At 48.3% G+C, this 14644-nt stretch carries 15 protein-coding genes; 10 read left to right on the forward strand and 5 right to left on the reverse strand.

The window, feature by feature from the left end; genetic code table 11:
- Positions 1-4: 4 nt before the first annotated feature.
- Positions 5-601 (reverse strand): DUF2459 domain-containing protein, encoded by a 597-nt coding sequence (locus HA050_RS01105; RefSeq protein ID WP_166820997.1) that lies wholly within the window; start codon positions 599-601, stop codon positions 5-7.
- A 147-nt stretch (positions 602-748) separates the two neighbouring features.
- Here HA050_RS01105 and HA050_RS01110 point away from each other — a divergent pair, with 147 nt between their 5' ends.
- The 5 genes from HA050_RS01110 to HA050_RS01130 all read left to right on the forward strand — a co-directional run bounded on the left by HA050_RS01110 (position 749) and on the right by HA050_RS01130 (position 7034).
- Positions 749-2917: a glycoside hydrolase gene (locus HA050_RS01110; protein WP_166820999.1), complete on the forward strand. Its 2169-nt coding sequence runs from the start codon at positions 749-751 to the stop codon at positions 2915-2917.
- Positions 2918-3068: 151 nt separating this feature from the next.
- The gene (locus tag HA050_RS01115) at positions 3069-3620 is read left to right on the forward strand and encodes a cysteine hydrolase family protein (protein ID WP_166821001.1); all 552 of its coding nucleotides are present in this window, start codon (positions 3069-3071) and stop codon (positions 3618-3620) included.
- A 255-nt stretch (positions 3621-3875) separates the two neighbouring features.
- On the forward strand, positions 3876-4772 hold the full coding sequence (locus tag HA050_RS01120; RefSeq protein ID WP_166821003.1) for an EamA family transporter: 897 nt from the start codon (positions 3876-3878) through the stop codon (positions 4770-4772).
- A gap of 51 nt (positions 4773-4823) precedes the next feature.
- Positions 4824-5789, forward strand: coding sequence for a GlxA family transcriptional regulator (locus HA050_RS01125; RefSeq protein ID WP_166821005.1), 966 nt, complete (start codon positions 4824-4826; stop codon positions 5787-5789).
- A gap of 486 nt (positions 5790-6275) precedes the next feature.
- Entirely contained in the window at positions 6276-7034 is a 759-nt protein-coding gene (locus HA050_RS01130) for a hypothetical protein (RefSeq protein WP_166821007.1), read from the forward strand.
- Between the two features lie 127 nt (positions 7035-7161).
- Here HA050_RS01130 and HA050_RS01135 read toward each other — a convergent pair whose 3' ends face one another.
- The 4 genes from HA050_RS01135 to HA050_RS01150 form a co-directional block, all read right to left on the reverse strand.
- On the reverse strand, positions 7162-8172 hold the full coding sequence (locus tag HA050_RS01135; protein WP_166821008.1) for a hypothetical protein: 1011 nt from the start codon (positions 8170-8172) through the stop codon (positions 7162-7164).
- Between the two features lie 39 nt (positions 8173-8211).
- Positions 8212-9294, reverse strand: a complete 1083-nt coding sequence (locus tag HA050_RS01140; RefSeq protein WP_166821010.1) for a DUF3667 domain-containing protein — start codon at positions 9292-9294, stop codon at positions 8212-8214.
- Between the two features lie 186 nt (positions 9295-9480).
- Positions 9481-9675, reverse strand: coding sequence for a YgaP family membrane protein (locus tag HA050_RS01145; RefSeq protein WP_166821012.1), 195 nt, complete (start codon positions 9673-9675; stop codon positions 9481-9483).
- Positions 9676-9808: 133 nt separating this feature from the next.
- Positions 9809-10381 carry a 3'-5' exonuclease gene (locus HA050_RS01150; protein WP_166821015.1) on the reverse strand — a complete coding sequence of 191 codons (573 nt, stop codon included), beginning with the start codon at positions 10379-10381 and terminating at the stop codon, positions 9809-9811.
- A 344-nt stretch (positions 10382-10725) separates the two neighbouring features.
- Between HA050_RS01150 and HA050_RS01155 the strand changes: the two genes are divergently transcribed.
- The 5 genes from HA050_RS01155 to HA050_RS01175 all read left to right on the forward strand — a co-directional run bounded on the left by HA050_RS01155 (position 10726) and on the right by HA050_RS01175 (position 14598).
- The gene (locus HA050_RS01155; RefSeq protein WP_166821018.1) at positions 10726-11937 is read left to right on the forward strand and encodes an NAD(P)/FAD-dependent oxidoreductase; all 1212 of its coding nucleotides are present in this window, start codon (positions 10726-10728) and stop codon (positions 11935-11937) included.
- A 50-nt stretch (positions 11938-11987) separates the two neighbouring features.
- A complete protein-coding gene (locus tag HA050_RS01160; protein ID WP_166821020.1) occupies positions 11988-12278 on the forward strand; it encodes a putative quinol monooxygenase in 291 nt (96 codons plus the stop codon).
- A 259-nt stretch (positions 12279-12537) separates the two neighbouring features.
- Positions 12538-13026 (forward strand): MarR family winged helix-turn-helix transcriptional regulator, encoded by a 489-nt coding sequence (locus tag HA050_RS01165; RefSeq protein WP_277344346.1) that lies wholly within the window; start codon positions 12538-12540, stop codon positions 13024-13026.
- A 136-nt stretch (positions 13027-13162) separates the two neighbouring features.
- Positions 13163-13582, forward strand: coding sequence for an organic hydroperoxide resistance protein (locus HA050_RS01170; RefSeq protein WP_166821022.1), 420 nt, complete (start codon positions 13163-13165; stop codon positions 13580-13582).
- 224 nt (positions 13583-13806) lie between these two features.
- On the forward strand, positions 13807-14598 hold the full coding sequence (locus tag HA050_RS01175) for a transporter substrate-binding domain-containing protein (protein ID WP_166821024.1): 792 nt from the start codon (positions 13807-13809) through the stop codon (positions 14596-14598).
- Positions 14599-14644 lie beyond the last annotated feature (46 nt).

The following is a 14644-nucleotide window of genomic DNA, read 5'->3' on the forward strand; positions in this document are numbered from 1 at the left end:
AAGATTACTGGCATTGCTCAGGAATATCGGCAATTGCATTCATTACACTGCTGGCGGTTAATTTAAAATAGGGCCAGATTGGTAAATCCAACTGAGCTAATTGCCGGGCAGTCCAGCTATTGCAGGTATTAAACACATGATATGCGCCTAATGCGGCATAAAACTCGCTGTCCCCATACAGGCCTTTGCCCAAAGCACTGACAGATCCGCTGCTTAAATCAAAGCTTTTTGCCAGATTCTGGCTTAAACGTTCTAATTGCACACCAGAAAGACAGATTTCTTTTATCTGACTGTTTTTAAAATACTGGCGCGGGTCATAAGGCACGGCCACCAGATGAATAATCGACCCGGACATCCCAAGCATTGCCCGCACTGCAATCCCTGCAGTGACATTTCTTTCCTGATAAAAGCCTTTATCGCCCCAGCCCATTTCCAGATAAGGCACATCACCAAAACGCCGCTTCAATTCGGGAAACTGCTTTAACACCACAGCAGGTAATACCAGACCGGTATGCCAGCCATTATTAATAATATATACAGATGCACTATTGGCGGGAACAGGCTCAACAGCATAAGTTGAATTACTTAGAAAAAAAATCAAAAAAGCGCATATTGTAACTAATCTGGATAAAACCAATTTTCTGTTACTCCAACTATTTATAAATTAAATCAGATTGTAAATTAACACATTGCCAGCCGGGTTTATATTTCTACAATAAGGCTCCGGTTAACCAAGCTGAATAGCCCCATGCGTACACCCATCCTTGCCCTGCTTGCATTTAGCCCGCTCGCCCAGGCGCTCACCTTAGTCAGCAGCGACTGGCAAATCGATCTGGACCCGGCCACCCTCGCCGCCACAGCCAGACTTGCCAACGGGGCGCTGCTGCCGCTTTCATTGCCAGACCAAGCCGCCGCAGTCAGCCAGCTGAAACAAGGCGCCTCACAGGCCAGCTGGCAATGGGGTGAAGGGACAAAGGTGGATGCCGCCTTAAAAGAATCTGTGCTGACGCTCAAATTCAGCCGCAGCAGCACCGGTCAGATTAGCTGGCCTTTAATCCCATCGGGCGCTAAAGGCCTGCTGCTGCCGCTGTTTGAAGGCAGCTATATTCCCAGCCAGGATGCGGCATGGCGTAAAGCTTTAAGCAAGGAATACGCCGGCATCAATACCACCGAAGGCCTTAGCCTGCCGGTGCTGGGGCTTGATTATGGCAAGCAGGTGGTCTCGGTTTTATTTAGCAATCCTTTTAATAATGAGCTGAATTTTTTGCCAGATACTAAGGGTATCGCAATTAAAACCAGCCATGATTTTACTCAGCTGGATTTTCAGCGCCCCTATGAAGTACAAATCGCCCTCAATGGCAGCGACTGGCTTTCCCCCGCCAGGCGCTACCGGCAGTGGGCCAAAGACAATGGCAAATTTGTGCCACTTAAAGAAAAACTGGCTGCGGCACCCGATGGCGAAAAACTCATCGGCGCCAGCCATGTTTATGTCTGGGGCCAAAACCTGCTTAGCCCAGGCGACGTCAATGACTGGGCGGGTTTAAACGCGGCTATTCTGGCGGCAACTGAAATCAAGCTTGATGCCACGGGTAAAAAAATGCTCCTGGCTAAAGACATTAAAACCAATCGTTATGAGCAGGGCGTCTTACTCAACAGCTTGGATGAGGCGCTTAAAAACCATATTAAAGGCCGGGACGCCGCCGCATATAAGGCGCGTAAAACATGGCTTATTCAACACCTTGGCAAGGCGCTGACCGATCCGCAAACATGGGGCGAAGGCGCATCCGGCAAGATGGTAGCCGCCTTAGAAAAAGCAGGCTTGCCTAAGCTTTGGATAGGCTTGCCACAATGGGAGGCAGGATTTGCCAACCCCGAAGCCATTGCCGCCGCCCGTAAAGCGGGTTATCTGATTGGCCCCTATGATTCTTACGATACCGCCCTGCCCGATGGCAATAACAACCCCGGCTGGAGCTCGGCCCAGCTTGGGCAGGATGCCTTTTTGCGCTGCGGCATTATGCTTAAAAACGGCAAGCGCAAAACCGGCTTTCAGGGCGAAGGCGTGTATGTGAATCAAGACTGCGTGCGGCCCTTACTCGAAAAACGCGTGCCCGCCCTGCAGGCCGCCAGCCCTTATAACAGCTGGTTTTTAGACGTAGCCGCCACCGGCATGATTTTTGACGATTATGACCCCGCCAAGCCTACATCAGAAGCACAGGACGCGCTAAACCGCGAAGACGGCATGGCATGGACAGGCAAAAAGCTGGGCGTGATTATTGGCTCAGAAGACGGTCACGCGGTAGCCAACAGCCAGGTGTCCTTTGCACATGGCTTGCAAACACGCGGCTTTGGCTGGGGTGACGCGGATATGCGCAAAAACGCCGCATCGCCTTATTATCTGGGCCGCTGGTGGCCTAATAATCAGCCCGAAACCTTCTTTAAAACCGTATCGATCAAGCCCGAATACCAGGCGCTGTTTTTTAACCCGGCCACCCGTGTGCCGCTGTTTCAGGCCGCATTTCACGACAGCATCGTTACCACGCATCACTGGACACTCGATCCGCTTAAATTTAAGCAAACCCGCAGCATCAACGAGTTGCTGGAGCAACTTTACAATGTGCCGCCGCTGCTGAACCTTAGCCTGGAAACCAATGCCAAACGCCTGCCTTATCTGAAGCAACTGGATGCCTTTTTCCGCCCGCTGCATCAGCGTCTGGCCTATCAGACTTTGACAAATTTCAGCTGGAAAAACAGCGATGGCAGCGTGCAGGAAACCCAGTTCAGCGACAGCACCCGCCTGATCGCCAATTTTGGCAGCAGCCCGTATAAAGAAGGGGCGCACAGTATTGCGGCACTCAGCGTATTAGCCATCCTGCCCGATGGTAAAACGCTGACATTTCAGTCACCCAAATGGCCATAACACCGGCTAAATTCAGGGGCACTCTGCTATCCGGGATTCTCCGGCCAAACCTGGCGCAATCCGTCCCTATACTGGCATACCCCGCCATGAATATTTTGTTTAATTCAGGCTATTCTCTAAGCTGTCTAACGCAACAAAGCAGAGAATAGCCATGTCAAACACTGCCCTGATCGTGATCGATGTACAGCAATCCTTTTTGCATCGCCCTTTTTGGTGTGAGGACGATGTGCCGGAGTTTCAGGCAAACATCAGCCAGCTTATCGAAGCTTGTGTGGCAAAAAATGTCCCTGTTGTGCGGATTTTTCATATCTCCAGCGGGCCGTTTGCACTGGAATCCGGCTTTGTAAAGCCTTTAGACTGGATGCCACCGCAGCATGATGTGGTGTTTCATAAGCATGTACACAACGCCTTCAGCGATACCGGCCTGGATTACTGGTTGCGTACACACAACATCAGCAAGCTGCTGATTACCGGCATCCGTACCGAGCAATGCTGCGAAACCACGGCAAGGGTGGGCAGTGATATGGGTTATGAAATTGATTTCATTACCGATGCCACCCTGACCTTTGCCATGACTCACCCTAAAACCGGCCGCATTCTGAGTGCCAGCGATATCAAAGAAAGAACGGAAGTCGTACTTTCCGGGCGCTTTGCCAATCTTGTGAGCACGGCCGGGGCGATCAAGGCTTTATCAGCGGTGTGATCTTTATCAGCAGAAAACATCACTTCCATCTTGCGGCCTGAGCAGCGAATAACTTTCGCCTGATAAGAAGTTCACTGCTTAAGCGCCCTTGCAAAAAACATCAGCCCCCTTTATTAAACAACAAGGCAAGGGTAAGCTGAGGCCACGTCTCTATGTAAACGGCCCTTCTGGCCAGCTCACCCTGCTTAAGGAATGGGCCCTGTATCTGTTTTACACTGCAAAATATCCTAAACGCCTCCCCCATCAGGCCCTCAAATGAAGCCAGCAGACCTCTTACTTGCCCTGTTTATTGTGCTGATCTGGGGGCTTAATTTTGCGGTGATCAAGCTGGGGCTGAATGGAATTCCTCCTCTTTTACTTGGGGCAATGCGCTTTGTGCTGGCCTCACTGCCTGTGCTGTTTATTCCCCGCCCCAAAGTGCCGCTAAAGCTTTATCTGGCTTATGGATTAACGATTTCAGTCGGGCAATTTGCCTTTTTATTTTGCGCAATTCATCTGGGCATGCCTGCGGGCCTTGCCTCGGTGGTTTTACAGGCTCAGGCTTTCTTTACGCTGATTTTATCGGCGCTGCTGCTGAATGAGCGCTGGCATAAGGCGCAATTAGCGGGGCTTATTCTGGCCAGCACAGGCCTGGCCTGTATTGGCTCGGCCCATGGTTTATCCATGCCACTGACAGGCTTTTTACTCACGCTCAGCGCCGCCTCCATGTGGGCGCTGGGCAATATCATTACCCGTAAAGTCGCCGCAACAGGGCCGGTGAATATGTTTGGTTTTGTGGTGTGGGCCAGCCTTGTGCCGCCCCTGCCTTTTTTGGCGCTGTCTTTTGCCATCGAAGGGCCAGCCGCCATCCATGCCGCAATATCCCACTTGAGCTGGGGCTCACTCGCCGCCGTGGCTTACCTCAGCTGGATCGCCACACTGCTGGGCTATGGCTTATGGAGCCACCTGCTCAGCCACTATCCGGCCAATAAAGTCGCGCCATTTAGCTTACTGGTGCCCGTGGTTGGCCTGATCACCGCCTACCTTGTATTTGGTGAAACGCTGAGCCCGCTGCAATGGGCAGGCTCTTTGCTGCTAATGTCGGGGCTGCTGATTAATCTGTTTGGCGGGCGGATAAAAGGGATTATTTTACTGAAGCTGAAACGAGCCTAAGCACGTATGAGATAAACCCGTCCTGCATAAACCGAGCAAGTAAATCCCCCCATGAACCGCTGCCCCATTTACTTTGTCCTTACCCCGCAATTTTTATTACTTGATTATGCGGGTCCTGCCGAGGCATTCAGAATTGCGGCTGGGCTTGGTGCGCCTTTTGATTTGCATACGATATCCCCGGCCCCCACGCTCACCAGCTCGCTGGGGCTGGATATCAGCAACTTAGCCCCCCTGCCAGAGAGCATGCCGGTAAATGCCCTGGTGTTTTTATGTGGGGTTGTTAAATCAGCCGAGCACTATCAGCTGGCCGAAGCACAAACCGTGGTGGATTGGCTCAAAGCGATCTCCAGCCCCGGTCTGCGCGTTGCCTGCATCTGCTCGGCCACCCTGCTGGCCGCCCGCGCCGGGATACTGAATGGCCGGCGCTGCACCACTCACCACTCCTTAATTGATCGTTTACGCCAGCAAGCCCCCCTGGCCCGTGTGGAGGACGACCGGATTTTTATCGAGGATGGCCCGGTTTTCAGCAGTGCAGGCATTACAGCGGGTATTGATCTGGCGCTGTTTTTGATCGAAAAACTGGCAGGTGCCCCAATGGCGCAGGAAGTAGCGCGGCATATGGTGATTTATCTGCGCCGCAATGGCCAGGATGCCCAGCTCTCACCGTGGCTGGCGCACCGCAGCCACCTGCACCCTAATATTCACCGTGTGCAGGATGCCATCAGCCGCGCCCCCGAAAAACACTGGCGCGTAGCCGATCTGGCCGCGATTGCCCTGATGAGCGAGCGTAACCTGAGCCGCCTGTTTCGCCAGCATACCGGCGTGGGCATGGTGGAATACCAGCAAAGCCTGCGCATCGCCCACGCCAAAAACCTGCTCAAAAATCCAAGGCACAGCATTGAAAAAGTGGCCGAGTTAGCAGGCTTCAGCTCAGTCAGAGATTTCCGCCGCGTTTGGTCCAAATTTGAAAAAAACTTGCCAAGCCAGGCCAGCAAACAGGGTAACTCAGCGGGCTGAATTTAAAGGCTCACAAAAATATTGTACGGATCTGCACAGGCTGCTCCTTACAAAATTGCGGCTTAAGCCAATCCTCTCCCCGGTAAATAGCCTTTGCTGCCCATAAAATATGTACTGATTGATTCAGCGCTCTTATTCCCAGGTGAGGGTAAGCCTGATCTTTATATTGGATGATTTTAGCTTCAATCGTTTTCTGATTGTTTAAGGAAATTTTCTTTTTAATTAAATAAAAAATTCAGGAAGAAAAGCAATAAGCAAAAAACCCTATAAAATCACCCAATAAAACATCAGTATATAAATAAAAACCCTGGTTAACATGCAATAAAAAAGCATAACCATAAATAGAAATATTTATCGTAAGAAAAATATTTAAAAATAGATTTACCTGTAAATAAAACATAGTGCATGATGAATGCTCAAAGTAATGATCAAACCTGCAGTAAACACTCTATTTTTAAAACTAATTTCAATAATGAGAAATACCCAATGCATCATCTTTTAAATATTAAAACTAAAAAACCATGGGCTAAATTACTTGGTGGCCTTTGCTTACTCAGCCTGCTTGCGGCCTGCTCTGGCATCCCCGCGCAACAGCAAGCAGAAACCTCAAGCGCACAGCTTGGCACTCAATGGGGTGAAGGGCTGGAATCCAGCGTGCAAAATGTTGAAGCCAGCCGTATCAGCCCGCAGCAGGCAGAGCAGGTGGCCTCTCTCACTTACCGTGATGCTAAAGCGCTGAATCAGGCACTGCCCAATGCCGCACGCCAGCTCAATCTGCCGCTGCTGCAAGGAGCCATTGAATGGTCTGTGCTGGATGAAAATGACCGCCCTATTCCGCTCTTACGCACCGCGCAGGGCCAGCTCATGCTGGGTGGCACAAATGGTGCGCGCTACACACTCAAATTTCAAAACCTGAGCAACCGTGATTATGAAATTGTGAGCACCGTGGACGGGCTGGATGTACTTAATGGCCAGGCAGGCAGCCTGAACAATACCGGCTATTTGCTTAACGCACACCGCTCACTCACCATTAAAGGCTTTCGCAAAAGCCAGGATGAAGTTGCCGCTTTTCGCTTTGCAACGCCTGATCTGGCTTATGCAGCCAATACTCCGGCGGGCGACACCCGAAATCTTGGCGTGATTGGCGTCGCTGTTTTCCGGGTTGCCCTGAAAGACAAATCCAAAGTAATGCAGGCTAATCCGTTTCCTGCAGACAGCACTTATGCACAACCGCCGCGCTATTAAGCACTAGTCTTAAGACGTAATCAGGCGCTGATCAAGCCGCAACATCTGCCAAAGCCCTGCTGAGCTTCTTAAAAACTCAGCAGGGCTTTGGTGGCCTCTTTCTTACCCCGGCCCGGCATAAAAAATACTAAAACTCAGGCGTTGGGTTTTTACCGCTGATTAAGCGATATTCTCCCTGCTGATAGCGAAACAGCTGCTGCTGTTTCACGGGTAATAATGTTGAATCCACAACAATAGTGGCTTCGTCCCCATCGCTCTCTGCTGCGATTTCTTCAATTGTGTTTTGCTTTTCAATAAAACCAGAAAAACGAATCAGCAAATCACCCGGATTTTTACCGCCCGCTTTAATCTGCCAGTCTCCTTTTACAGCAGCACAATCAAATGATGATTGCTCACTTTCTGCATAATGGTGACGAATCACTTTATTTGGGGCTTGTTTAAAAATCTGCTCGCAATCGCCTCTGGCCCCTAAGGTATCACCAGCAATACTAATCGAGTGCTTCAGGATGCTTTTAACTTTGTCATACCCCAATTCATACAGCATTAAATTTGTAAAACACGCGCCCTGAAAACAATCCCCCGACTCCACCCCCAGAGCAAATTGATTCTGGCTCAGCTTTACTACCTTTGTTTTACCAATTGAACCAAAAGCGCCTACCCAATCAACCTGGGTTTGCTGCCCGTCTGCATACCAGCGCCCGTTAGCCTGCTTAAACCAAAAAGCACTCATCAAACCCGGAGACAAATGCCCGGAGACAGACACCCCCTCCTGATCTACCGGCGAGTCAGAGGTAATTAACACCGCACGATGCTCATTCAAGCGAATAAGCTGCTCTGCAGAGATTTCAAAAAGATAGCCTGATGGCTCTTTCCCTTCTGCCGTTGCGACTAATGAATCGGGGATTTCGCCCTTTTTCTCATCCAGAGCCAGGGCTTGAATTTGCGCTTCCTTCTGATTTTTCCATGAAGGAAAAACCAATTTCATCAAGGAAGCGCGGTCGAGTTTTTCACTGGAAGGCACTTTTTCAGAGCAGGCAATTAATGAGTTTAATAATAATAAAATCGTTAAATATCTGAACAACAAAACAAATCCTTTAGTGGTATTTTTGGATATTTTAAAGAATAAAAATTCTTCCATACCTGCATATCTTAAATCAAAAATGATTAAACCAGTATGTCATTTCAAGCCCATCAATAATACAAATAATATAAACAAAACAAAGGCCGTGCTTGTTACCCCAAGCAATGCCATAGTACGCCATGCTGCAGAGCCATTACTTAATTGATAAGTACCACGCAATTGATTAAACATATGCGCGGGTGGCACGCATAAAAAAAGTGCAAAGGCCAACTCACTAAGATTTAATCGGGCCAATACCGCAAGCAGGGAAAATAGCAACGACATAAACGACATTGAATAAAGTGAGAAAATAGCATGGTCGTACATCGCAACGCCCCGTCGCCATGCAAACATCAGCCATAAAAATGGCAAGGAAATCGGCAGCAACATAAATGAAAACTTATAGGCGGTATTTTTAATTTTGTAAATAGCTAACTCTGGATTTTTTATTGCGTGGCCAATAACAAGATCAAGCGACTTGCCAGCCATATTTATTTGTTTATCACTGTTTTTTATACTTGTACCTGGCGAAGCAGCCTTATTTTTCTCCCAAGTACCCGCATCAAATATAGCTAATGCTTTTTCAACTGTTTTTAATTCAATCTTCGCTTCGATTAAATCCCCCTTATCCGCCTTGCCATCCTTTTTGTTCAGAGCAGCCTCAATTGAGGAATATTTAGCTTTTTTTTGCTCCAGCTCTTTCACTAATTCAACCCGGTCTATAGCTGTCAAATCTGCTTCTTGCGAGACTTGCATGACTTCATCATTATTTGTCCACGAAAACACAAAAAACATAAAAAAAATCATGAATAAAAATAGCGCCAATGGTGAAACATAGCGCATGCGCTGGCCGTCGATATAGCGGCGGGTTAATTGGCCGGGCTTAAATACTAAAACAGGAATAGTGCGCCAGCCCTTGGCATCAAAATGCCAAATACCGTGCAAGACTTCTTCGATTAAATGTAAAAGTGAATGATGAATATGTGCCGATTGCCCGCAGCCATGGCAAAAAGCACCATTAAGTACAGTATGACAATTGGCACAACCGTGGCCATGATCGCCTGCAAGCCTGGTTACTCCGTCTGCTTCATGCGCAATCAACCCAGCTGTAACCAGCGCCCCTGCTGCTTCTGCGTCCATCACCCCGCCCCTGTTTTAAATTAAACGTAAGTATGTAGCTGATTTATTGTCAGTTTAAGGGCAAGCATAACAAGAATAACAACAGGTGAATATCCAGTAAGCATAAAGTGTGGTAAAGATAGCCCTTACAGAAGTTAACGGCCTTGTCGCGCCAGCATCAGCCGGCTGTAAGGGCTATTGCCTGCCTTACTCGCTGCTTTTCCTTAAAGGGCAGGAGCTGAAACCGATAAGTTTGTAGGCGGGGCAAAATCTGAACAGCCCCGTTGCCAAAGGCACAATGCCGATAAAACCCCATGCGCCAATGTGCCCCAGCAGCGCCAGTACGATCAAAATCAAGCCCACTGCAATCCGTAAAATACGATCAATGCCGCCTACGTTCATGATCTTGCTCCAGACTGATAAATCGGATGAGTAAGTAGCTGCGAAGTGCATTTACTTTACATACTTACAATATATTTAAAAATATATTATAAGTCAACAAGATGAATGAGCAAATCCGACGAGCAGCATGTATCTATTGCAATGCCAGCCACCTGCGATACACCAGAAGCGCCACATGCGCATCATCTGCCGCGTATTTGATTTGCCGCTCGTTTAAAGGCGACGCCGCCCAGTTGGAGGTAGAGACTTTTTTAGATTTCTGCAGCCGCAGGCCAAAATACTTCGCTACTGCCGACCTGGCCCCCAGATCGCCCTGCCCTTTTTCACGCAGCACCCTGGATAAATCGAGCACATGCCGGGGCGTAACACCCAGTTTGGCTTGCAGGCGTTTATGATCATCGCTTAAACCAAAACCTACTTTCAAAATAGTGGGCGACTCAAGCACCGCTTTGATTGCCGCCGTGCTGTGGCCTGCAGTCACTACAGGGAATAAAAACACCTCATGATCCGTAGCAAGCTGGATTAAATGCGGCCCGGTGGATTGCTGGCCTTTAAAGAAAATGGGCTGGGACTCGGTATCAAAGCCCAGCATATCCGCCACTTGCAGCGCGGCTAAAGCGCGTTCTGCATCTGCCATGGATTGCACTAAATGCACATGATCAAGGGAAATACCGGGATAAGGCGGAAGAATAATGTCTGGATTCATGGGCAGTTTTAAGAATGGGTTTATAAAAACTGCGTAAATATCAGGGTCTGTTGACGTTTCATTCCCGGCTGCGTTGGCTTTTCCTCGCCCAGCGATGGGGCTGGGCCGGAAAACGGCCATTCACGGCGTTATGCACCCCGGCAATAACCCGTTATTGCCTTCGTCACATGCCTTGTGCCTGATCGTTTTCCGGCTCAGCGCAATTGTGAATGAAACGTCAACAGACCCTAAGCAGGCAAATCAAAAAACAAAATTGCATTCAACTATAACTGATTTCTACAGAATGACCGACTAAGCGGCAGCCTGCAATAAAACAGACTACTCATCACGCAAAGGGAGAATATATGTTTGACATTGTCATTATTGGGGGCGGAGCAGCTGGATTAGGCGTGGCGCAATCTATTTATAAGCGGCAAAAAAACTTAAAAATTGCAATTGCAGAGCCCGCTTCTCAGCATTTTTATCAGCCGGCCTGGACGCTGGCAGGTGCTGGCGAAACCGATATCAGCCAAAACGTTAAGCCCATGGATAAAGTGATGCCACACTTTGTAAAATGGATTAAATCTGCCGCAATGGTGTTTGATCCGGATAATAATTGTATCACTTTAGAAAACAAAGACGTTTTGCACTACCGCGCACTGATTGTTTGCCCCGGCCTTTGCTTAAATTGGTCTGCCATTGAGGGGCTGGAAGAAGCATTGGGCAAAAACGGGGTTACATCCAATTACCGCAGTGATTTAGCCCCCTACACATGGCAGATGGTGCAGCAATTAAAAAATGGCACAGCCCTTTTTACCCAGCCTGCCATGCCGGTTAAATGTGCAGGTGCACCGCAAAAAGCCGTTTATTTATCCTGCTTTCATTGGGAAAAACATCAGGTATTAAAAAATATAAAAGTGCAGTTTCATCATGCAGGCACCACGCTGTTTGGGGTTGAATATTTTGTGCCAATTCTTAAGCAATATATGGACCGCTACCGGGTTGATTTAAATTTTTCCAGCACATTAACAAAAGTAGATGGCGCAAACAAAATAGCTACATTCAGCCATACAGATCTGAATGGCGATATTATTTCAACAGAAATTGCCTTTGATATGCTGCATATTGTGCCGCCACAATCTGCTCATCCTTTTATTGCCTGCAGCCCGCTGGCCAATGCGGCAGGCTGGGTGGATGTAAACGCCTCAACCCTGCAGCATATCCGCTACCCCAATATTTTTTCACTGGGCGATGCCGCCTCCAGCCCTAATGCAAAAACGGCTGCAGCTATTCGCAAACAAGCGCCGGTTGTTGCCATCAATATCATTCGTTATTTGGCAGGGTTAAATTTAACAGCCCAATATAATGGCTATGGCGGCTGCCCTTTAACTGTAGAAAACGGCAAAATTGTACTGGCAGAATTTGCCTATCAGGGCGAGCTGGATCCTACATTTAAATGCCTTACCCCGAATATCCCCAGAAGATTTAACTGGTTTATAAAGCGCTACATTCTTGCGATTGTGTATTGGCATGGCTTATTAAAAGGCAGAGAATGGCTGGTTAAAACAAAACAATAAAAGCCTGTACGCTTCGCTTAATTTCTTTAACCATCCACAAAGGATTTACCATGAGCAGCCCGCTTTTTGTTTTAGCCACCATAATTGCCAAACCTGATCATGCCCAAAAAGTATCTGATGCCATTCAATTGGCACTGCCCCCATCCCGGCAGGAAGAAGGCTGCCACCGCTATGATTTACTGCTGGACAATAGCAATGATCATCGCTTTGTAATCCAGGAACAATGGCAGAATAAAGCCGCATTAAATGCCCATATGCAGACCGAGCATTTTAAAAAGCTGGTTGAAAGCATTGCTCCACTGGCGAATATCGATGTGGCGGAATTAAACTTGCTGGCATAAACGCTGATCAACCATGCAGGGCTGGCCCAGTAAGGCAGGAGCAATTTCACAGCGATTACAACTCCTGCGAAAAACATTCTGTCTTCTGGTTTTATTTAAGCGGATAAGACTGGCGTCACCCCATGAGTACTAAAAAGCCATTTGCTAATTAACAGCAGGCACTTAGCACAGCTTTTGTGCCTGCAGATAGCCTGGTTTACGCCATCACTGGGCCGGATCAGAAAGCATCCTCTTCAATTTGCCTGTATCCCTTTGCAGCATGCTTGCTAAACTGGCATGGCCCTATTTTCTGACTAAAAAATTTATGCCATCAGATTCAGACCTGCTTCGCCTTGATAAGCAATTTTGCTTTTCTCTTTATTCAGCTTCTCTTGCGATGACCAAGGCTTATAAGCCACTGCTCGCCAAAATTGGCCTTACCTACCCTCAGTATCTGGTTATGCTGGTGCTGTGGCAGCAAGACAATGTTTTGGTAAAAGACATCGGCGAGGCGCTGTTTCTGGATTCCGGCACACTTACTCCCCTGTTAAAGCGCATGGAAAGTGCGGCGTTTATCAGCCGCCAGCGGGATACAGAAGACGAGCGCCAGGTGCGGATTACGCTGACAGCCAATGGCAAGGCGCTTAAAGAAGCAGCGAAAGAAATCCCCGTGCAGCTTTTATGCGCCAGCGGGCAAAGTGCAGACACACTGATGCAGCTTCGCAGCCAGCTGACACAGATTCGTGATGATTTAAGCTCCTCCGCGTAAAACTCCAGCTGGCAGTAAGCCAGATCTCCCCCGTCTATTCCAGGCAATAATATTATTTTACACAATTAAGTTGTGCTCAATTTAATTGAGTACTATAGTTATCACATCAAAAGTATTTCCAACCAGGGAGCATCACATGCAAATTCTTTACACAGCCAATGTAACCGCAACAGGTGGCCGAGATGGCCGCGCCACTTCTGATGATCAAAAACTGAATGTGCAATTAAGCACGCCCAAAGAGCTGGGCGGTGCAGGAGGCGAAGGGACAAACCCTGAGCAAATGTTTGCCGCCGGTTATTCAGCCTGCTTTATTGGCGCGATGAAATTTGTGGCTGCTGCAGAAAAAATTGCGCTGCCCGCAACAACATCGGTGAATGGTCTGGCAGGCATCGGCCCGAACGGCAAAGGTGGTTTTGGCTTACAAGTTGCACTGAATGTGACCATTCCAGGCATGGAGCGCAGCGCAGCTGAAGCACTTGTGCATAAAGCGCACGAAGTTTGCCCTTACTCCAACGCCACCCGTGGCAATATTGAAGTGACGCTGGCTGTTTTATAAAGGCATCGCACTGATTAATGGGGCAGGGAAATCAAATTGGTTTGCCTGCCCGCAGATCTGCGTATATTTGAATACGCATTTCCAAAGCCCCAGCCCCAAAACCGCTCTTGCGGCTTTTTTCTTATTCAGACTTTATACATAATATGGATTACTTGTCACGGCTGCGCGTGATCAGGATACTTTAATTAAATGTTGAATTAATTAAATAAAATTCTGGAACCATCATGGGCCACTATTCAGCATTTCAAATCAGCCATGCAGTCACCCAGGCAGCCGCTTTAAATGCTGAGCGCCTGAGCGCGCTAATTTTATTTCTGCCGGCCCTGTTCTGCCTCTCCGGCAACGCCCGCGCCAGCAATACCATCCAAATATGCATCGGTGATTTCCCGCCCTATAACAGCCGCAGCCTTCCCAAAAACGGCCCGGTTATCGAGATTGCCTCCGAGGCATTCCGGCGCTCTGGCTACCAGATGCAATTTAAATTTATGCCCTGGGCGCGGATCTTAAAAGAAGGTGAACACGGGCAATGTGGCATTTTAGGCATCTGGCGAAATGCAGAGCGTGATTTAATTTTTGAATACTCCCAGCCCATTGTGAAGCAAGAGCTTGGTTTTTTTGCCCGGCGGGGCAGCCAGTATCAGCTTGGCAACAAAAAAGTACTGGAATCCCTTTCAATTGGCGCAGAGCGCAGCAGTTATTTGCCCCCGGTTTTAAACAACCCGCAACTACACTTTGATCTGGCATCCAGCTTGCGCACCAATCTGCTAAAGCTTGCCAGAGAGCGTGTAGATATCGCTTATGGCAATAAAGCAGCAGGCCTGTATATGATCAGGACAGATCTAAACCTGCAAAATATAGAATGGCAAACCCCCGGCCTGGAAATCAAAGAAACTTATCTGGCTTTTGCCAAAATCCATAAAGAAAAAGCAACACTGCTCAAAGCATTTAACCGTGGCCTCAACAGCATGAAAGCCGATGGCAGCTATAAAAAAATACTGAATGCTGCAAAGCTGTAATTCAGGCCCGGCTTAATTTAATCAGTTAAAGCAAACAGTACGTTTC

Origin of the sequence: Iodobacter violaceini (assembly GCF_011601265.1) — a bacterium.
GTDB lineage: Bacteria > Pseudomonadota > Gammaproteobacteria > Burkholderiales > Chitinibacteraceae > Iodobacter > Iodobacter violaceini.